The organism is Candidatus Villigracilis sp., from assembly GCF_057083605.1.
This window is the reverse complement of record NZ_JBXMTI010000049.1, coordinates 1-17,890: the sequence shown is the minus strand read 5'-3', so window position 1 is coordinate 17,890 and position 17,890 is coordinate 1. Positions and strand designations below refer to the sequence as shown.

The window sequence follows — 17,890 nt, the reverse complement described above, 5'->3', positions numbered from 1 at the left end:
CTGATCGTTTCTTGAACCAGTTGAATTCGACTGCTTTCAAAAGCTCCTTTCTAGAACGCTACGGCTATGCCGCGATTTGTCCGATGTTTAATTGATTCGTCCATAAGAGAAAGACTGGACAAGTATGGCGGTGAACAGGCAAATATTTCTTCATTGGTTGCTGAGCAATCAGAAGCTCAAAGATTCTTGATATCAGTTTTCTCTTACATTTCACAGATTGCTGACATTCTATATATTTGCTCAGTTTTGAGAATAAATCCTTACATAAGGTTCGATGTCACATTAAATTACCTAACATTAGTTATGTATACATTTATCGAAGAGAAAAACTTAAGGGAAATGATTGAAAAAACCCTTATATGCTATCTCTTCCAAAAGGCAATCGATGAAAAGAAGTTTGAAAACATAGAATTTTCGGAATATTGCAAATTATTGAAAGATAAATCTTTAATGAACTCAGTTCTCGCAAGAGTCCGCAGTTTAGATGTTGACATCTTTAAAGATGATACTTCTAGGGTGGTCTCAATAATTGAAGAGGAATTTGGAATTATATTATGAATGAATCTCTCGTCATTTACTGCATGAACAAAGTGGGAGGCCAAAAGCAAAACTCCGAGATGCTTCGCGAAATCTCGGAGTTTATTGTTGATCAATCCAGAAACCTATCCACAAATTCACGCGGCTTTAAGACTTCAATGCCCTGATAGCCCGAAACTTTCAACAAATGCTTATCCCCGCTGATAATGACCCTACTTCCGCTTGCCAGTGCGCAGGCCAGGAATTTGTCGTCATCAGGATCCTCACAGACAGGCTCTTTTAGTTCGGCAGACTTGTATACCTTTGCGTGCTCAAGCACAAAGGTCAGGATGGGATTCAAATCAACCTTTGGGCGCTCTTTTCTTAAAATTTCTCCTACGCGCCGATATTCGTCCAAAATTTCCTGTGATACTACCAGCTCAAACTCTCCCGATTGCCATGCTTGAAGGATTTGATAGGGAGGTCCGCTGAAAAAGACTCCTGAGACGAATACATTGGTATCCATCACAACCTTCAAATCCAAAACGATTTTCATTTACGAGCCCGCGCCCTGGCGACAGCGGAGGTAATATCTTTTTGTTTCAGTCCTGCTTCCTTTGCCTGCTTGCGCGCCCGTTTGATCAGGGCGTCGAATTCATTGATATCGGGCGGGGTTACTACTTTCAGAATAACGACATCTTCATCACCAACAACAAGAAACTGTGCTCCCTCCTTGAGGTCAAGTTGTTTGCGAATCGACTCAGGGATGACAACCTGTCCTTTGGACGACATACGCGTGGTGGCTAAAGTTTCCATGATTTTCTCCTTTTCTTACCAGTAAGATTATAGCATAAAGGTAGTAAAAAACCATTCCCTGCTCCCCGCGCAAATGAATTCCTCATCATCCCCTCCATGAACAAAGTGGGACACAGCATGTGTGGCGAAATCCTATTTTTGAGATGACATTATAATCATCGGATGAGTTTTCAACGTTTTCCAGTCTTGTGCCTACTCATCCTCTTCGGAATAGGGGCATTACTTCGCCCAGAAGTTGTGAGGGCTGAGGAGGTTCAGCCTGCTCCAGAGGAGCAGGCCAGCGCTTATGAGTTGATCCTGGCGATGAACACTTTGCGCGTTTCGTACGGGCTTCCCGCGCTCATCGAAGACCCCATTGTCAATGCAGTTGCCCAAAATACAGCGGCCATCATGGCAGCCAACAACATGTCCTGGCATATTGGCGATGTGCGCGGTCGCATCGCTGCGGCGGGATATGGCGGCGGTGGCACTGTGTGGGCCACGGAAAACTTTGCCGTGAGCAGCGGAGGCATGGGCATCGATGAGATCATGGCAGCTTGGGCAGACCCCGACCACATGCGCCCGGCGGTCACTGCGGCGTATTGCCATGTGGGAGCGGGTTCGGCTCAATCAGCGGATGGACGCATCTATTACATCCTGCAAGCGGCTTATGTCTCCGGGCAGGAGTGCGGGAGTGTCTCCTCCTCAGGCGGAACTTTGCAACCGGGTGCCATTCCAAACCCGGTATCGCAGTTGATCCTGCCGGTAAAAATCGCCACAGCGGATGCTGAAGGCAAGGTCTTTCATGAGGTACAGGCGGGTCAATCCTTCTGGTCGATTGCGATTGCCTACCAGATCACCATCCACGACCTGGAGGTCTGGAACAACCTGTCCCGCGATATTCCGCTGAAAGCAGGTCAGCGCCTGTTCATCCCCGGGAAGGACACGGCCGGTTATGCCACGCCCACTCCGATTGGCATGATCGTCCCCGCGGCCCCGGATGCGGATGGCAGGATCATCCACGAAGTGCAGGCCTATCAGGCCCTGATCACCATAGCCGATGCCTATCACATCTCAATCGATCGTATCCTGTCCTTGAATGGGCTCCAAGCCGATTGGCCCCTACAAATCGGACAGAAGCTCCTGATCTCGCCGGGCAATATCACTCCCAGCCCAACCTTGAGCGCCATCCAAAAGCTCACCCCCGAAGCCGACGGCAGCTACTACCATACGATCCAAAGCGGCGAAACCCTCTTTTGGATCGCCGGGCTGTATGATGTTTCACTTAATGATCTGATGACCTGGAATGGGCTGGACGCCGCCTCCGTCATCTACTCGGGACAAAAATTGCTTTTGCTCGTGACTCCGCCTGCAACTGCTACTGCTATCGAAACGCCGACTGCTTCGCGAACCCCCATGCCGTTTACGCCATCTCCAAGTCCATCCGTGACTCCACCGTCAACGGGAACTCCGCTTGTTACTGAAACTGAAACCTCGGGATCGAGTATGAGTCTTATTTTAGGTCTGATCGCTATCGTCATTGGTGGAGCCCTCTGGTGGTGGTTTTCGCGCAAAAGTTCGGGGTCTGAAGATCATGATCCTGTTGAGCGTGGATAGCAGAATGCCCGCTCTCAAAGATAGATAAGAATTATTTTCCGAAATACCACACTTTTGCAAAAGTGTGGAAAAGATCATACGTCCATATCTGGAGGCCCTGGCATGAAAGAGATTAGCGCATCAATATTATTTCAAGAACACTCCGTTAGTTGAGTAGGACTGGGCGTTTTTCCCAGTCCGTATCGAAACCAACAAGTAACAAATATACTTTTGATTACTTGTAGTTTCGACACCGTACTTGCGTTCGGTGCAAGTGTACGAGCCGAAGTACACGGCTCTACTCAACCACCAATTTCTCCGCCTTCTTTCCTCCGTGCCCTTTGTGTCCTTCGTGTTTAAAAATAAGCAGGGGGAAACACAAGTTCAGCTTAACCTCTCCTTTTGATGCATAAAAAAAACGAGCGGACCAATTGATCCGCTCGCTCGTTGGTAAATCCCTATGGTGCCGGCCATGGAATGGGAACAGGCCCCACATAACCATCCTTATGGGCAAGATAAACCTGTCCATGTGAAGGTTCCGAACAACCGGGCTCATCCTTCACCATGGCATTTTCCTCAAACGCGCCATAGGCTGTAAAGACGATCTGCCCGCCCTGACAAGTCCAGAATTCAACCAGGTAGCGCGGGCTGTCTTCACTTTCCCGGTCGCCCAAAGCCAGCTCATATCCCTGCCAGGTGACGCCAACCTGGTCCCCGGTCCGCCCGGCTTCCACGTTGGTCACAGGCGGGAATTTATCGTGATAGAACAGGATCAACACTACCTTCTCGGGATAGACCTGTTCGAGCATTAATGCATCCCCGCTCACTTGAATGAATTTCGAATTCACCCAGCAACGTATATCGTTGTCTTCGTTTTTCACATACACCCACAGGCCGCCGGTCGTCTCTGCCTTGCCGATGACCTCAACCTTGTCTCCCTTCGAAAGACCGTAGGCATACAGATAAGGAGCTCCCGGACCATACCGGCAGGATAATAGATCCGCCGCGACTTCGCCTTCGAGGCTGGCAACTGGAGTGGGGGTTAGTGTCAGGCTGGGAGTGGCGGTTGGCTCGGGAGTGAATGTTGATGTTGGCGTGGAGGTCAATGTGGGTGTAGGTGTGAACGCGGCCTGCAATGCAGCAACGATCTCCGCCGCCTCCGGGTTGGCAGCCAACCACTCTTGAATATCCTGCTCAGACATGGCTGTGATGATGGGTTCATCATTTGGACCGCTGCATGTCAGAACATAACCGGGCGGAACGATATACTCGCCAGTCTCATTCTTAAAGGCGCAAATCCCTTCGAGGCAGGTCAGGCGGATGACTCCATCATCGAACTCGACTCCCATGTAGGATCCGCGCACGGTGGCTAGACCGGATTCTGTCTGTACGTTCATTTCCCCGCCCGTGAGCATGATCCACAATTTTCCAAGCTCGAGGCTGATGGTGGTTGCAAGGCTGTCATCGGAGGCCGTGTTCAATGTAAGTGTAAAAAGGGAGGATGGACCAATCCGTAGGATGGTGCCAGTCGAAAGGTCCAGCCGGGTGCGGCCATCGTCACCGGTTTGGGTCTGCCCGCCTTCATCGAGGATATATCCATCGACAGCGCTGATGAAGTCCTGATCCTCTTCGGGCCGCACACTGACATCCCCGCTCGTTTCGCTTAACACCGCACTTTGAGGGGATGCGGTGCTCAGCTGTGGGCTGCAAGCACTCAACAGGAACAATAAAGTAAAAACAAGATTGCGCAATGGCTTTGATAAGGTGTACATGTTCATTTCCTTCGGCTCTCATCTTAATGATGTGGTACGGATTGTAGCATAAGGCATATCACGCACCTGGCGTATGGTCGATTTAAGAATTTCGTAACAGATTTTGCAGGGTTTCTTAATTTTTCATTCCTATACTGGTTATATCGCACTCAGCGATAACGATCGGTAATTCCCCATCAAAGAAATAAATACAGCCGGGTTCCCCTATCGATCGTATCTCAACCTGAAGAATAGGAGAAAAAATGAAACGAAAATTAATTGCGGTTTTCGCGGTACTGTTGATCGCGCTTCTGGCGGCTGCGCCTGTTTCGGCCAACCGCGGTGACGGTGAATTGGGCACGGTCTACGTCACCAGCCAGGGATTGTATTACGACACCTTCGTCACCACAGATCCCCTGCCCATGAAAGGTAAATTCCAATTGCTTAAAGATGGGCAGACCGAGTTCGGCCCTGGTGACCCCGGCTACCTGGGTGGCCGCTGGTGGGTCGACTCAAACGACAACGACATCATGGACGAAGACGACACCTACCTCCTCTGCCCGCTGCTCGGCCCAGGCCGCGAATCCCCTTAACGTGTAGTTTGTGATCTGGTCCATGAATAAAGTGGGGCTTTAAAAGCAGAACTCCGAGATTTTGCGCGAAGCGTCTCGGAGTTTTTTCACTCTATCCAACGGCATTACCCACGAAAATCAGACTTTGCCTTGTTGGCGAGTTTATCCAGCTTACCAGATTTGGCATCGCGCTCAAATTGCTCATCCCAAACTTCGGCATCGAATTCTTCAAACCATTGGCGAAAACGAGCCAATTCGTTTGGGGGTAATTCTGTGATGGCTTGTTCAATTTCATGGATGGTCATATCAAACTCCTTATTCTAAAAAACCTTTCCGTTATTTTACCTCTTTTTACTATTTGCTATTTTCCATTCTCTATGCGTCACTCTCTGATAAAATCACCCCGCTATGACAAATAAATCCCTCGTTATCTACTCTATAAATAAAGTGGGGCACATCGCGCAAAGCGGTTCGAACAAACAAATCCTGAGCGATCAATTTGGTTAATAGAAATCATCAAGCCGATGTCGGCATTCTAGGCGCGGGAATCATGGGGTGCTGCTTGGCGTTGGAACTCGCCCAGCGAGGGCACAAGGTTGATCTTCTTGATCGAGCATCCGCACCCATGACCGGGGCAAGCCTCCACAACGAAGGGAAACTCCACCTGGGCTTCGTTTATGCCAAAGACCCCTTGAAGGCAACTCACAGAATGATGGCGCGCGGGTCACTGGCTTTTTCGCGCATCATCGAGAAATTGACCGGCTGTGGAGCCGAAGCCTTACTCCCTTCACAGCCGTTTCAATATTATGTGCCAGTCAGCAGCCAGTTGGATATGGATGCCATTCAGCAGCATTTTGATGAAGTTGAAGAGGCCATTCATGAGACATCACGTCTCTCCGGGGATCTTTATCTGGGACGCAAGCCTGATCGCTTTTTCGAGCGGAACTCTTTCGCGGATCATAGCCGCATGTTTTCGTCTGATACGACTCTCGGCTCTTTTACAACGGGGGAGCTGTCCGTTTCACCTGTGGCAGTAGCTCACATCCTGGGCCAGGCAATAAAAAATCAACCCAACATCACCTTTGTGGGCAACACAGAGGTGATGGCTGCCCATAGGCTGACGAGCGGCGACGTGGAAATCGAGTCACGCCGGGCTGGTGAAGTCTCATTAAGCAAGTATGCCTGCGTGGTCAATTGTCTGTGGGAAGGCAAATTAAGAATCGACGAGACTGCTGGAATTCACGATCCCGGACCGTGGATATTGCGTTACAAAGCCACCATCAAAATTTCAGCGCCATCAACAGCTCGTAATGGCATTCCATCTGCAACCGGTATACTTGGCAGTTATGGCGACGTGGTTAACCACAATGATGGGTCCTACTACATCTCATGGTATCCACTTTGTAAACTCGCGGAATCCATCCATGGGGATGGAGGGAAACTCGATGACATGGTTCACAAATGGCCCGTGGCCCGTTCCATCAAAAAATTAACATCCGCCTACCCGTCGATTTCCAAATTTGTCACGTCAATTACCCACAAAAAATTCATAAGAGATAATATCCTGGAAATGTCGGCCTACATTCCATCCATGGCTAACCTGCTAAAAAGCGCGAAACATGGCGAAGTGGGCGGTGGGGTAATATTAGCCCGCGGCGCAACTGACATAGATGACCCAGAGAGTTACCTGCATCAACGCTCTAAAATTGGGCCGGTCGCATATGGTTCCTATGTAAGCATTGACACCGGCAAATACTGTACTGCGCCGCTCTTCGCAATCGAAGCTGCCGATATGATCGCGGATATTCTATAGAAGAAAGTTGACATAAATGCCAGGTGCACCTTTTGTTACCATTGGAGTCCCCGTTTACCAAGGCGAACTCTTTATTGAAGAGACTCTTCAGTCGATACTGAATCAAACTCACACAAATATTGAAGTGATCATTTCAATAGACGGAGCGCAGCCAGCGGTGGAGGAACGATGCCAGCCTTTCTTGAAAGACTCCCGTTTTCATGTCATTGTCCAACCAGAGCGGCTTGGTTGGGTCGGCAATGTCAATTGGCTCATGAGGCAGGCGGAAACACCCTACTGGTATTGCCACCCTCAGGATGATCTGATTGACCCACGCTATGTTGAAGTTTTGCTGGCTCAGATGCAGCAAGCTCCCCAGGCCGCTGTTGTGTATTGCGACATCGCGGGTTTCGGACTTCAAAGCCCTAAAATTGTTCAGTCATCTGTCACTGGCAGCGCATCTGCGCGGCAATTGAAACTGCTCCATGAACATCTTGATGCAGTTGCGTTTCGCGGCCTGACGCGTGTCGAAGCCCTCCGCCATGCGGGCGATATCCGCGCCAATGAGATCGAGAGTTTTGCAACCGATACCGTCTGGATGGCTGCCATGGCACGTTGGGGTGAACTGTTACGTGTTCCACTTGAGATGTACCATAAACGATATCATGCTGGCAATGAGCATACCAAGTGGGTCAGTTGGCCCGCGGATAAAATTATCAAAGCCTGGATCACTCATTGCGCTGATATGCTTGAGCAGGCAATGCTGGCGAATTCAACTTTGCATGAACGCCGCTTATTGTGGCTGGCCGCAGTGACGCGGCTGAACTCATCGCAGTTTAGCTATGTTTCTAATGATGGATTAAGAACGGAGGAACGTAGGCTATTGCTTAACGGATTCCTCCTTCATTGCGTAAGCTGCGGCATCAGTTGAAGAGAATAATAATCAAGAGCTAGCGCCGTTGCAGAGATAACAACTGGTAAAATCACCCCACTATGGCAAATGAATCCCTCGTAATTTACTCCATGAACAAGGTCGGGAAGATCGTCCCACCTAACAAACAGATTCTGCGTGACATCTCGCTTGGCTTTTATTACGGAGCCAAGATCGGCGTACTCGGTCTCAACGGCGCGGGCAAGTCCACTTTGCTGCGCATTATCGCGGGCGTCGATAAGGACTATATCGGCGAGATCTCCGCGTCCAAAGGCTACACTATCGGTCTGCTCGAACAGGAACCGAAACTCGACGAAACAGCAACAGTGATCAGCGTTGTCAAAGAAGCGGTGGTTCCCATCGTCGAAATGCTGGCGCGTTTCGATGAGGTCAACGCCAAGTTCGCCGAGCCTGATGCCGATTTTGATGCACTCGTCACCGAGCAGGCAAAATTGCAGGAAGAACTCGATAAGCATGATGCATGGAATCTTGATTCGCATCTCGAAGTGGCGATGGATGCGCTGCGCTGTCCGCCATCAGATACGCCTATCAAGATCTTATCGGGTGGAGAAAGACGCCGCGTCGCATTGACCCGCTTGCTGCTCAGCGAACCAGACATTCTCCTGCTCGACGAACCCACCAACCATCTCGATGCCGAATCCGTGGCGTGGCTCGAACATCACTTGCGCGAATATAAAGGCACAGTGATTGCAGTGACACATGATCGTTATTTTCTTGATAATGTCGCAGGCTGGATTCTTGAATTAGATCGCGGTTATGGAATTCCGTGGAAGGGCAATTACTCCTCGTGGCTCGAACAAAAGGAGACCCGCCTCGCGCAGGAGGAGAAGGCCGAGAGCCAGCGCCAAAAGACTCTTATGCGCGAACTCGAATGGATTCGCATGTCGCCTAAGGCGCGTCAATCCAAGGGCAAGGCGCGCGTTACATCCTATGAACAACTGCTTGGACAGGAAGCTGAGAAACGCCGCGAAGAATTGGAAATTTACATCCCACCCGGGCCACGCCTCGGTGATTTGGTATTTGAATTTGACAAGGTCACAAAGTCTTATGATGACCGCCTCATTCTTGACGGGTTTTCTGCTTCCATTCTCCCAGGCTCTATCGTCGGGATTATTGGTCCCAACGGCGCGGGTAAGACCACGTTGTTGAGAATGATCACCGGACAGGAAAAACCAGACAGTGGCACAATCAAGATCGGCGAAACCGTCAAACTTGCATATGCCGACCAAACCCGCAGCCTCGACCCCGAGAAAACTGTCTACGAAGAAATCTCAGGCGGCGCAGACTTTTTGGAACTTGGGAAACGCAAAGTCAACGCCCGCGGATATTGTTCCTCGTTCAACTTCGCAGGTTCAGACCAGCAAAAGAAAGTCGGTGTTTTATCTGGCGGTGAACGTAATCGCGTACATCTGGCAAAGACCTTAACTGAAGGCGCAAATGTTCTTCTGCTTGATGAACCAACAAATGATTTGGACGTCAATACCCTGCGCGCTCTTGAAGAAGCCCTCGAAGAATTTGCAGGCGTTGCCATCGTCGTCAGCCATGACCGCTGGTTCCTCGACAGAATCTGCACCCACATTATCGCCTTCGAAGGTGAGTCCATTGCAAAGATGTACATCGGCAACTGGTCTGATTATGAAGAAATGATGATGGAGAAGTTTGGGAAAGACTTGCAACCGCATCGCGTGAAATATCGGACGTTGAAGAGGTAAAACAAAAGTGACTGTCACGTGCAAGATGACAGTCACTTTTGTTATGTGGCTTGGTTTTGACCGCTGTTTTCTAAACCGCCCAATTCTGGATAAAGGTCTTTGAAAACTTTATCGAAATCAGTATCTTGTTTCGGTCTTGTTGAGTAGAAAGACTGGACTTTATCAGCGAAGGTACCCTTCTTGTCTAATTTGATCAAAATATCCCAAAGTCCAAATTTCTTAAATGCTAATTCAATGTATTCCCAATATTTGGAGTGATGATAAATAGCACTGTTTGCAAAGGCAATCCACGCATTTGGCGGGAAATCAAAGCCAATGATTTGCTTTTTTCTTGCGGATTCGATAATGCGAAGTTGCTTTTCGAAATGGAAAACTTCATCAATTAAAGTTCTGTCGGTAAGGCGGCTACAAAGAGCATAAACGGTAATATCATATTCTCTCTTTTCAACTGGAAGTCTTGAAAAGAATACCTCGTCAGATTCAGTTAACTTATAACCACGTTTGAACAATAATTTTACAAAAATAGAGGAATAACGAATTTTCTTGTTTTCACAGACAGTTTGAAATGCCGTTTTGCCACCCTTGTCAGTCGCGTTTACATCAAGATTGATCTCCTGAAGGCTAAGAACGAAGTCAATAAATGCTGCATTATCTTGATCTGTCGTAGAAAGCCAGTAAATTACTGACGCCAAACGCAACTTAAGCACTTGCAATTCATCCTCATCAAGATTAGAAATTGGGATGAATGCAGAAATAAAGTTCTGTTCTTTTCTATCTCGCAATTCATTTAGTTCTTTTATGATGCGGTCTGCTTTATTCTCGGCATTACGACGTCGTTGTTCGGCGGCTTTTCGTTTTTCCGCCTCTTTTATTTCTTCAGCTCGTTTTCTTTGCTGAATTTCTGCTTGGGTTTTATTGTCCCCATAGTTGTAGTAGTAAATTTGGTAATCCTCATCGTCAAATTTCACTTGGCTCAAAGCAACAGATTTCTTTTTCCACGCCTCGCGCTGTTCATTTTCTTCTGTTAGAAAAACCTCCTTGTATCTGCATTCGAGGTATAGCGTTTCAGTAATGTTTTCGTCTAACTTGAAATAGTTCTGATACTTTGTTAGGTATTTAATGTCCTTTTCAAAAGTCCCTTGGCTGTGAATATCAAAGTTATCCAAAATCCATATTAGATACATGCTATGCGCTTTGTAAAAATCATGACGGCGTAAAATATAGCTGAGAGGTAATTTTGAAAGCTGAATCTCAAAAACGATTTCCTTGTCTTTATATTTACAATACACATCGGGTCGTCTTTTTTCGTTGTCACGAATTACGAGTTTGTTATCAATGGCTATAGAGGACTTATCAACCTCGTTAACTTTGTGAAGCAAAGAACCGATTTTGTTTTTAAGCTGTTTGTGACGATCACTTTCTTTGTATTTCAAGAATTCAATAATTTCTTCATGTTCTTGCTGCGAAATGTTTTCGGTAAGAACGCAGTCGTCATGCCCCGATTTATGCTTAAAGTAAGCCATGTCATATTTGTTTTTTGATACTTCCAATTCTTGATTACACTCACAACATATGAGTGATAATTTTTTTCGACTGTACCGTAGTCTGATTTCAGCAGAATCTTTCGGATTACTGCATACTTCGTCAATATCAAGAACTTCTCCTGATATTTTATCGAACGCAAGTTTTATTGAACGTTCATGTTGGCTCATATCACTTCAATCCTATATTGGTAGTTTGCTTAACTTTTTTCGGTTCCTATCATTAAGTAAGGTGCGACTCATTCCACTCATCACAATCATTCAAAGAGAGACGGAAGCTGCTGACTTCCGTCTCTTGTTACTTACATCATTTTCAGAAGATCATTATTTTTCCATGTCGTTGGCCCATTGCCCGGAGGGTCCAAAGACCAGATCCAGCTATTCTCGTATTTGCAGCTTCCCTTCCCCGAATCCTGGCTGCCCAAGAAGGCAAAGATGCCTTCCGTGCTTTGTTTGCTGTTATCAAAGTACCGGCCCTGGCGTATGCCATTAATATACAAAGTGAATTGTTCATTGTAAGCCGCCAAAACAAGTTCGTTAGTCGCATTGTTTTCCTGACGCAAAGCGCTTGAAAATTGTGTTTTGGTAATGGAATTTTTGTAATATCCGAAATCATAAAAGGCGATTTCCCAGGCGGGCAGGCCTGAAAGCCGCAGGAACAAGAATTGATACTGTTTGCCCAATACCAAGTCTTCTTCAGAGCGGAATGTGACCCCGCAAATAATAATGCCTGTCGCGCTCCAGGTTACATCTGATTTTATAATGAAATTAGCCAGGCTTAGTCTATCGTCAAGCCCGGTCACCTTGCTTTCAGGCCCTGTCATGCTGACGTTGATAGGATCATCATATTTCCATGCAAGATACCCATCCTGATATGGGATATCTGTATCGCCGAATATTTTCTCCAAATCAACCACCATGTCATCGGCAGTTTGTGTAGCCTGTGCAGCTTCAGTAGCTTCTATATTAGGGGTGGCAGTTGGAACTGGCGTTGGCGATTTGGTGGGAAGCGGGGTAACTGTCGGTTCAAGTGTAGCTGTGGCAGTGGGGATCACTGCGGGAACACTACCGCAAGCCATTATAAAGATGAGTATGAAGAGCGCGAAATGCAGATAACGTTTCATTTATATCCTCCTAGAAGGTGAATTGAGAAAATACCTGATTGAGTTCACTGCATTATATTGGCGAATCTTAGATTAGGCAATCATGACACATATCACTATCATGATTTTTGCAAAGCTAGGAATTTCTTAACACTAATGTGCAAATGGTGTGAATAAATCCTGAAAAGTTGATGGATTTTGCCTGCATCGTGCCCATTAGGGTATTCGCAGCAATCGCGTTCCAAACCTTCAAGTCGTCATACGAGTTTGCAAAGGGAAAGAAAACTTGCCCGCGAAATTAGTATTTCGCGGGCAAGTCATGTTTTCCTGTGTAGTGAATGGTTTTTAAACCACTGCAGCTTCCACTGATTGAATTGGTGGCAGGAAATCCGCCATCAGGTCCCAGCTATCTCCGTTATCACGGCTGTAAAACAGTTGACCTGTGTTCGTCCCTGCATAGATCCCTGCGTCTTCAAAGCTATCAGTCGCCATCGCCTCACGCAAAACGACGAGCTGCGCTTTTTCCGGCAGACCCTTCGTCATGCGTTCCCACGACCCGCCCGCATCGCGGCTGCGCCAGATGGAAAATTTTCCATCCACGCTCATGCGATATTCATCGCTTTCTTCGAGTGCAATATATACAGTATTTGGGTCGGTGGGATGGACGGCAATCGGGAATCCAAAACGCGAAGGCAGTTTGCCATCGCCGATATCGATCCAATCCTCACCTGCATTGTCACTGCGATATACACCGCAATGATTCTGCTGATAAATGAGATTCGGGTTGGACGGATGCATTGCCATCTTGTGCACGCACTGACCAAACTCTGGGAACTTATCGGGCATGAAATCTGCCCGTACATTTTTGTTGAAAGGATTCCATGTCTGCCCGCCATCGTCGGTGCGATAACAACCCGCCGCCGAGACAGCGATATACATCCGTTTTGGATTTGTTGGATCCAATAGTATAGTATGTAAACACAGACCTCCAGCACCCGGATTCCACTGTCCGCGATGTGGATGATCGAAGAGAGTTTCGTTGAGCTCCCAGGTCTCGCCGTGATCTTTGGAAATGAAAAGGCTCGCAGGTTGAGCACCAGCATACAGCACATTCGGTTCATTTTCGCGCCCGGGCTTGATGTTCCAGACCTTGATCATTTTTTCAGGTTTGTCTTTTATGTCTTCGCCGCCCTCAGAGCGGAACGCCTCATCGACCGTACTGGCCGGTCTGCCTGAATTCGATGAACGTGTGAGTACAGGTACCTGCCTTGCCTGAGTCCATGTCTTTCCGAAGTCATCCGAATAATGGGTGGTTGGCCCGTAAACGAAATGATTGACCGCTGCATGTAGGCGTTGGTCACGCGGGTCTAATTGTATGTGCATCACGTTCCAGCTCTTGAACTGGATGTCGCTTTGCTGCCATTTTTTGCGTTTGCTGTCGCTGCTAAAAATAAATCCACCCTTGCTTGTTCCAACGAATACCATCACTTTTTTACTCATGGGATTCTCCTATTGTCTAAAGTAGAATAAACGTTCTAAATATTATATCACAACATTCAATGATGCATGAAGTTGATGCAGAATAAATCATGATGAACAAGATGATTGACCGCAAAGAGCGCCAAGAACGCAAAGATTTAAAAGGTTTTTTCTTAGCGACCTTTAGAGCGCTTCGCAATTCAAAAAATCTCTATTCATCTCCGTTTATCTCTGGTAAATTCAAAGGAATTATTTATGGCACAAAATCAATATGATGCAATCATCATCGGTGGCGAACACAACTTTCTTGCCACCATGGCATATCTGGGCTGGCAAGAAAGTTGTGGTGATCGAGCACACACATTGTCTCGATGTTCTTTCGGGAAAGTTGTTTTAAAAATTCTTCTCCATGACCTCTGTGTATTCCGCGATAAAATCTTTTAGCGAGCCCACGAGATTAGCCACTCGCCTATTTTTTCACGGCACCCAAAAATTCCCGGTCATTATCATCAAGCAAAGCAAGTTGACCGAATCCTCGTAATAATCTTCATGCGCATCATAGACCGAGTCGTAGATAGCATTCAACCAATCCTGTTGGGCTGGGTCATTCATGGCGGCCACACCCATAGGAGAAGCAAAGAAAGTTGTGAAGTAATCGCTGTCAGGTAAGGGAGAACCGTTCAATTCATATCCAGCGCGGATATTGAAAGGGTCACCATCTGCGCTGTTTTGAATCCAATGGGAAATCTTTTGCACAATTGCTCGCGAGGTCGGGTCGTCATAAAGCAAGGCATCCATACCCACGCGCCAGGGTACTCTGCCTGCGTTGTAAGCGAACACGCCATCTGTTGAATCTTCCAAAAAATAAGGCGGAGCTGGTTCACCCTGCACAATAAAATCAGGAAGCAACCCCGTAGCAGGGCTATGTTGAGATTGAATCTTCGTCATCAAATTCTGGCTTTGCAAAACCACATCATCCCAAACAGGGTCATTCGTGGCATCGCCATAAGCACGGAAGTTAACCAGCATAAAATCAGATGTACGCGGTGTATATTGGTTGGCTTCCTTTTCACCGACATTTACCCAATCTCCAAGCAAAGGCAAATGACTTTCAGCGCCAATGGTTGATTCCAAAATCCCGCTGATCATTTTTTGAGCTTCGGCTTTATAGTTCACGCGGCCATGGCTCCCCCATTGCGCATCTGCCAGCAGCAAGCCGAAGGCAATATCTGCGTCGCCGTCAAACGCGCTGTCGTTGCCAGTGGGGTCAGGCACGATCCAATCCATCAGCCGCCCATTGACCTCGCTAGGGTGAGCCCGCGCGAATGCCCATAGGCCATCAAAAATGATTTGCGCGTCTGGGTCATGGCCCGCCATCATCGGCACGATCAACATGCCATAGCCCTGTCCTTCGGATACAGTTGTTTCATACGCGGGCTGGTCTTTTCCAAAAACCACGCGATACATCGTGATTCCTTCAGCGTTCACTCCCGCCTCGGCCAAAAATTCAGATTTCCAATCATCGTAATAAGCACGTACATCATTGTCCAGCTGAACCTGGGTGCGATGATCAGGCAGAATGCTGTTTGGTGCATATTTCACATGCTGAGGGAATGGATGCGCAATATCATCATCAGTCTGTGTTGGCGTAGCTGGAATTTGCGTTGGCTCAATTGTCGGCGGGGTGGTTGGCGCGGGGGCGCAAGCTGAAATTATGAATACAATGACGAATATGATCAATAAATTTCTCATCAGATTTCTCCAATTTCCCGTTTATATCATCACTGCAAGTAAAATAGGGACATGCCAAAAATTCGTTTGGATGTTTTGCTGGTGGAACGCGGCCTGGCTGACTCACGCGCCAAAGCGCAAGCCTTGATCATGGCGGGACAAGTACGAGTCAACGATCAGGTCGCGCTCAAGCCTGCTACTGCAACCGATACTAAAGCCACGCTGACAGTTGACCTCGGCCCGCGCTTCGTCTCTCGCGGCGGAGAAAAATTGGATGGCTCGCTGGATGCATTTGGAATTGATGTGAAAGGTTTCGTCTGCGCGGATGTTGGCTCATCAACAGGCGGCTTTACAGATTGTATGTTGCAGCGCGGTGCGGCGAAAGTCTACACCATTGATGTGGGCAAGGGCATTTTGCATTGGAAACTGCGAAATGACAAGCGCGTTGTAGTGATGGAAGAGATGAATGCGCGCTTCGTAGAGTCACTGCCTGAAAAGATTGATTTTATAACGGTAGATGCTTCATTTATTTCTTTGAAAATATTGCTTCCCACCATAAAAAAATGGGTTTCTGAAAACACCCAATTGATCTGTTTGATCAAACCTCAATTTGAAGCAGGCAAAAAGGATGTCTCTCGCGGTGACGGTGTCATTCGCAACCCTGAAATCCACAAACAGGTTTTGCTGGATGTATTAAATTATGCAATAAGCGAAGGCTTTGGCTTGCGCGGATTGGTCAAGTCATCTTTATTGGGGCCCAAGGGAAATGTGGAGTTTTTACTTTGGATGGATTTAAAACCCAATGAATTATCTGTGGGAGATTTAGTGGATTCTGTAATGGAAGAGGAGATTGCTTCGGATGGAAAAGAGCCGTCCTCGCAATGACATAAAGAGTCAATGAACTGTCCGAAATGTAATTCTGAATTGGTAAAGAAATATTACAAAGGCATGATCGAGGTGGAGTCCTGTCCCAACTGCCGCGGGATGTGGCTGGATTCGCATGAACTGGATCAACTCGAAGATACAGCCTTTGATGATGACCCCCACAAGGGTTCGCTCGTACACTTCCAATCGAAAACGCAATACCCATGTCCGCATTGTGGGAATGGGTTGGATGAATTTCAATATCGTCTCTATAATCTAAAGCTGGATTATTGCGCCGACAAGGATCATGGCTTCTGGCTGGATGCGGGCGAAGATGAGCGTGTGATGGAAATTATGCGTCAGCGTTCGGGTGAAATTCAAAGAAAACTCAACGCAGAAACGGAATGGAAACAGGCGCTGAAGAATATGCACTCGTTTCTGGCAAAGAAAAAGTAGGCCACGCTTTGGGTCTCGACACCGCACTGCACAAAACGCAGTGGGGCAGTGTACACTCTGCGAAAAACTCGACCACCAAAGTGTAAACTACAGGATTAATCATAATTAACCTAAGTTGCTACCTACCAAAGGAAGTTGAGGCTGCAAGCGAGTACAAAAAGTGCGACCTTGATTTCAAAACCTCTGGCAGTGACAACATGAATAGATTTTGGTAATAGACGTTCGATGAGGCTTCCAGTGGTTTCAACGATTTTGCGAAGGCAGGCTTGGAAGTAGGTCATATAGGCAGGCACTGGACGAAGCGAGTTCTTTTTTCGCAGCGGCAAAAGCTCAACACCTGCCTCACGCATCACATCTTCAATCGTGTAATTGTTGTACGCTTTATCGCCAGTGATGAGTGAACCTTCTGGAACATCGAAGTTGTACAGCCCAAGTGCGCGGGTGTCGCTCAAGGCGCCGGGTTCCAGAAAGAACTCAACCGGTTCGCCTTGCTCGGTTACCAAGATATGAATACGGAGACCATAAAAATAGCGCTTTTTGCTGGCAATATAGCCTCGAAAGTCTTCTCCACGATAGATTTTTGAGCGTTTGATGCGATAGTTGTCGCATACCGCAATCGGGTAACTGTCGATCACATACACCGATTTTTCGTTCAGTTTCTTCCAGGTTTCGCCCAGACGCAGGAACAAAGTCAAAAACAATTCGGCTATCCGATGCAACCTGCGGTTGAAACGACTGGCACTCAACATGTTTGGAATATAGCGCTGTTCAAACAAATACCGACTTGCCAATGAGAAATTGCCTTTGAAGTACAGCATGGCAATGATGGCTGTAGTCATCACTTCCGCATCGCTCATTTGGCATTGGCGATCTTCGTAGTGATGCAAGGACTTAAGCATGTCAGCACACAGACAAAACACTACTATAATTTGGGTATCCATGAGGTTCTCCAGTTGGTGGTTGGGATACCCCAACTGTATTGAATCTCATGGATTTTTGTCAATCCTCCCCAAGGTAGCAACTTGGGTTA

General features: G+C 47.4%; 19 protein-coding genes. 10 read left to right on the top strand and 9 right to left on the bottom strand.

What is annotated here, in order from left to right; translation table 11 throughout:
* The first annotated feature begins 66 nt into the window (after nt 1–66).
* Nucleotides 67–558: a hypothetical protein gene (locus AC14M5_RS08165; protein ID WP_484029156.1), complete on the top strand. Its 492-nt coding sequence runs from the start codon at nt 67–69 to the stop codon at nt 556–558.
* 91 nt (nt 559–649) lie between these two features.
* Here the strand turns inward: AC14M5_RS08165 and AC14M5_RS08160 are convergent, their stop codons facing one another.
* Together AC14M5_RS08160 and AC14M5_RS08155 are read right to left on the bottom strand one after the other, a co-directional pair.
* Nucleotides 650–1,072: a putative toxin-antitoxin system toxin component, PIN family gene (locus AC14M5_RS08160; protein ID WP_484029155.1), complete on the bottom strand. Its 423-nt coding sequence runs from the start codon at nt 1,070–1,072 to the stop codon at nt 650–652.
* The gene (locus AC14M5_RS08155; RefSeq protein WP_484029154.1) at nt 1,069–1,332 is read right to left on the bottom strand and encodes an AbrB/MazE/SpoVT family DNA-binding domain-containing protein; all 264 of its coding nucleotides are present in this window, start codon (nt 1,330–1,332) and stop codon (nt 1,069–1,071) included. The genes AC14M5_RS08160 and AC14M5_RS08155 overlap by 4 nt, the downstream gene beginning before the upstream one ends.
* Before the next feature lie 162 nt (nt 1,333–1,494).
* Here AC14M5_RS08155 and AC14M5_RS08150 point away from each other — a divergent pair, with 162 nt between their 5' ends.
* Nucleotides 1,495–2,928, top strand: coding sequence for a LysM peptidoglycan-binding domain-containing protein (locus AC14M5_RS08150; protein WP_484029153.1), 1,434 nt, complete (start codon nt 1,495–1,497; stop codon nt 2,926–2,928).
* Between the two features lie 437 nt (nt 2,929–3,365).
* On the opposite strand, the gene AC14M5_RS08145 is transcribed toward AC14M5_RS08150, so the two are convergent.
* Nucleotides 3,366–4,679 (bottom strand): FecR domain-containing protein, encoded by a 1,314-nt coding sequence (locus tag AC14M5_RS08145; protein WP_484029152.1) that lies wholly within the window; start codon nt 4,677–4,679, stop codon nt 3,366–3,368.
* A 242-nt stretch (nt 4,680–4,921) separates the two neighbouring features.
* Between AC14M5_RS08145 and AC14M5_RS08140 the strand changes: the two genes are divergently transcribed.
* The gene (locus AC14M5_RS08140) at nt 4,922–5,251 is read left to right on the top strand and encodes a hypothetical protein (protein WP_484029151.1); all 330 of its coding nucleotides are present in this window, start codon (nt 4,922–4,924) and stop codon (nt 5,249–5,251) included.
* A gap of 104 nt (nt 5,252–5,355) precedes the next feature.
* Here the strand turns inward: AC14M5_RS08140 and AC14M5_RS08135 are convergent, their stop codons facing one another.
* Complete coding sequence (locus AC14M5_RS08135) at nt 5,356–5,535, bottom strand: hypothetical protein (RefSeq protein WP_484029150.1); 180 nt, start codon at nt 5,533–5,535, stop codon at nt 5,356–5,358.
* A 194-nt stretch (nt 5,536–5,729) separates the two neighbouring features.
* Between AC14M5_RS08135 and AC14M5_RS08130 the strand changes: the two genes are divergently transcribed.
* The 3 genes from AC14M5_RS08130 (at nt 5,730) to ettA (ending at nt 9,686) form a co-directional block, all read left to right on the top strand.
* Nucleotides 5,730–7,043, top strand: a complete 1,314-nt coding sequence (locus tag AC14M5_RS08130; protein WP_484029149.1) for an FAD-dependent oxidoreductase — start codon at nt 5,730–5,732, stop codon at nt 7,041–7,043.
* A gap of 16 nt (nt 7,044–7,059) precedes the next feature.
* Complete coding sequence (locus AC14M5_RS08125; RefSeq protein ID WP_484029148.1) at nt 7,060–7,953, top strand: glycosyltransferase family 2 protein; 894 nt, start codon at nt 7,060–7,062, stop codon at nt 7,951–7,953.
* Between the two features lie 62 nt (nt 7,954–8,015).
* Complete coding sequence (gene ettA, locus AC14M5_RS08120; RefSeq protein ID WP_484029147.1) at nt 8,016–9,686, top strand: energy-dependent translational throttle protein EttA; 1,671 nt, start codon at nt 8,016–8,018, stop codon at nt 9,684–9,686.
* 41 nt (nt 9,687–9,727) lie between these two features.
* Here ettA and AC14M5_RS08115 read toward each other — a convergent pair whose 3' ends face one another.
* The 3 genes from AC14M5_RS08115 to AC14M5_RS08105 all read right to left on the bottom strand — a co-directional run bounded on the left by AC14M5_RS08115 (nt 9,728) and on the right by AC14M5_RS08105 (nt 13,830).
* Entirely contained in the window at nt 9,728–11,398 is a 1,671-nt protein-coding gene (locus AC14M5_RS08115; protein WP_484029146.1) for a DUF6035 family protein, read from the bottom strand.
* Nucleotides 11,399–11,529: 131 nt separating this feature from the next.
* On the bottom strand, nt 11,530–12,351 hold the full coding sequence (locus tag AC14M5_RS08110; RefSeq protein ID WP_484029145.1) for a hypothetical protein: 822 nt from the start codon (nt 12,349–12,351) through the stop codon (nt 11,530–11,532).
* A gap of 324 nt (nt 12,352–12,675) precedes the next feature.
* Complete coding sequence (locus AC14M5_RS08105) at nt 12,676–13,830, bottom strand: WD40/YVTN/BNR-like repeat-containing protein (protein WP_484029144.1); 1,155 nt, start codon at nt 13,828–13,830, stop codon at nt 12,676–12,678.
* An 89-nt stretch (nt 13,831–13,919) separates the two neighbouring features.
* Here AC14M5_RS08105 and AC14M5_RS08100 point away from each other — a divergent pair, with 89 nt between their 5' ends.
* Both AC14M5_RS08100 and AC14M5_RS08095 read left to right on the top strand, forming a co-directional pair.
* The gene (locus tag AC14M5_RS08100) at nt 13,920–14,084 is read left to right on the top strand and encodes a hypothetical protein (protein ID WP_484029143.1); all 165 of its coding nucleotides are present in this window, start codon (nt 13,920–13,922) and stop codon (nt 14,082–14,084) included.
* The gene (locus AC14M5_RS08095; protein WP_484029142.1) at nt 14,065–14,253 is read left to right on the top strand and encodes a hypothetical protein; all 189 of its coding nucleotides are present in this window, start codon (nt 14,065–14,067) and stop codon (nt 14,251–14,253) included. Before AC14M5_RS08100 ends, AC14M5_RS08095 begins: the two co-directional genes overlap by 20 nt.
* A gap of 33 nt (nt 14,254–14,286) precedes the next feature.
* Here AC14M5_RS08095 and AC14M5_RS08090 read toward each other — a convergent pair whose 3' ends face one another.
* On the bottom strand, nt 14,287–15,561 hold the full coding sequence (locus AC14M5_RS08090; protein ID WP_484029141.1) for a family 8 glycosyl hydrolase: 1,275 nt from the start codon (nt 15,559–15,561) through the stop codon (nt 14,287–14,289).
* 51 nt (nt 15,562–15,612) lie between these two features.
* Between AC14M5_RS08090 and AC14M5_RS08085 the strand changes: the two genes are divergently transcribed.
* Both AC14M5_RS08085 and AC14M5_RS08080 read left to right on the top strand, forming a co-directional pair.
* Nucleotides 15,613–16,425, top strand: a complete 813-nt coding sequence (locus AC14M5_RS08085; protein ID WP_484029140.1) for a TlyA family RNA methyltransferase — start codon at nt 15,613–15,615, stop codon at nt 16,423–16,425.
* A gap of 12 nt (nt 16,426–16,437) precedes the next feature.
* Nucleotides 16,438–16,860, top strand: a complete 423-nt coding sequence (locus AC14M5_RS08080; protein WP_484029139.1) for a zf-TFIIB domain-containing protein — start codon at nt 16,438–16,440, stop codon at nt 16,858–16,860.
* A 122-nt stretch (nt 16,861–16,982) separates the two neighbouring features.
* On the opposite strand, the gene AC14M5_RS08075 is transcribed toward AC14M5_RS08080, so the two are convergent.
* Nucleotides 16,983–17,801, bottom strand: coding sequence for an IS982 family transposase (locus AC14M5_RS08075; RefSeq protein WP_484029138.1), 819 nt, complete (start codon nt 17,799–17,801; stop codon nt 16,983–16,985).
* Nucleotides 17,802–17,890 lie beyond the last annotated feature (89 nt).

Bases quoted from the DNA above. Each gene is read 5' to 3' on its own strand.
- AC14M5_RS08165 (WP_484029156.1), top strand. From the start codon at position 67: ATGCCGCGATTTGTCCGATGTTTAATTGATTCGTCCATAAGAGAAAGA.
- AC14M5_RS08160 (WP_484029155.1), bottom strand. From the start codon at position 1,072: ATGAAAATCGTTTTGGATTTGAAGGTTGTGATGGATACCAATGTATTC.
- AC14M5_RS08155 (WP_484029154.1), bottom strand. From the start codon at position 1,332: ATGGAAACTTTAGCCACCACGCGTATGTCGTCCAAAGGACAGGTTGTC.
- AC14M5_RS08150 (WP_484029153.1), top strand. From the start codon at position 1,495: ATGAGTTTTCAACGTTTTCCAGTCTTGTGCCTACTCATCCTCTTCGGA.
- AC14M5_RS08145 (WP_484029152.1), bottom strand. From the start codon at position 4,679: ATGTACACCTTATCAAAGCCATTGCGCAATCTTGTTTTTACTTTATTG.
- AC14M5_RS08140 (WP_484029151.1), top strand. From the start codon at position 4,922: ATGAAACGAAAATTAATTGCGGTTTTCGCGGTACTGTTGATCGCGCTT.
- AC14M5_RS08135 (WP_484029150.1), bottom strand. From the start codon at position 5,535: ATGACCATCCATGAAATTGAACAAGCCATCACAGAATTACCCCCAAAC.
- AC14M5_RS08125 (WP_484029148.1), top strand. From the start codon at position 7,060: ATGCCAGGTGCACCTTTTGTTACCATTGGAGTCCCCGTTTACCAAGGC.
- ettA (WP_484029147.1), top strand. From the start codon at position 8,016: ATGGCAAATGAATCCCTCGTAATTTACTCCATGAACAAGGTCGGGAAG.
- AC14M5_RS08115 (WP_484029146.1), bottom strand. From the start codon at position 11,398: ATGAGCCAACATGAACGTTCAATAAAACTTGCGTTCGATAAAATATCA.
- AC14M5_RS08110 (WP_484029145.1), bottom strand. From the start codon at position 12,351: ATGAAACGTTATCTGCATTTCGCGCTCTTCATACTCATCTTTATAATG.
- AC14M5_RS08105 (WP_484029144.1), bottom strand. From the start codon at position 13,830: ATGAGTAAAAAAGTGATGGTATTCGTTGGAACAAGCAAGGGTGGATTT.
- AC14M5_RS08100 (WP_484029143.1), top strand. From the start codon at position 13,920: ATGATGAACAAGATGATTGACCGCAAAGAGCGCCAAGAACGCAAAGAT.
- AC14M5_RS08095 (WP_484029142.1), top strand. From the start codon at position 14,065: ATGGCACAAAATCAATATGATGCAATCATCATCGGTGGCGAACACAAC.
- AC14M5_RS08090 (WP_484029141.1), bottom strand. From the start codon at position 15,561: ATGAGAAATTTATTGATCATATTCGTCATTGTATTCATAATTTCAGCT.
- AC14M5_RS08085 (WP_484029140.1), top strand. From the start codon at position 15,613: ATGCCAAAAATTCGTTTGGATGTTTTGCTGGTGGAACGCGGCCTGGCT.
- AC14M5_RS08080 (WP_484029139.1), top strand. From the start codon at position 16,438: ATGAACTGTCCGAAATGTAATTCTGAATTGGTAAAGAAATATTACAAA.
- AC14M5_RS08075 (WP_484029138.1), bottom strand. From the start codon at position 17,801: ATGGATACCCAAATTATAGTAGTGTTTTGTCTGTGTGCTGACATGCTT.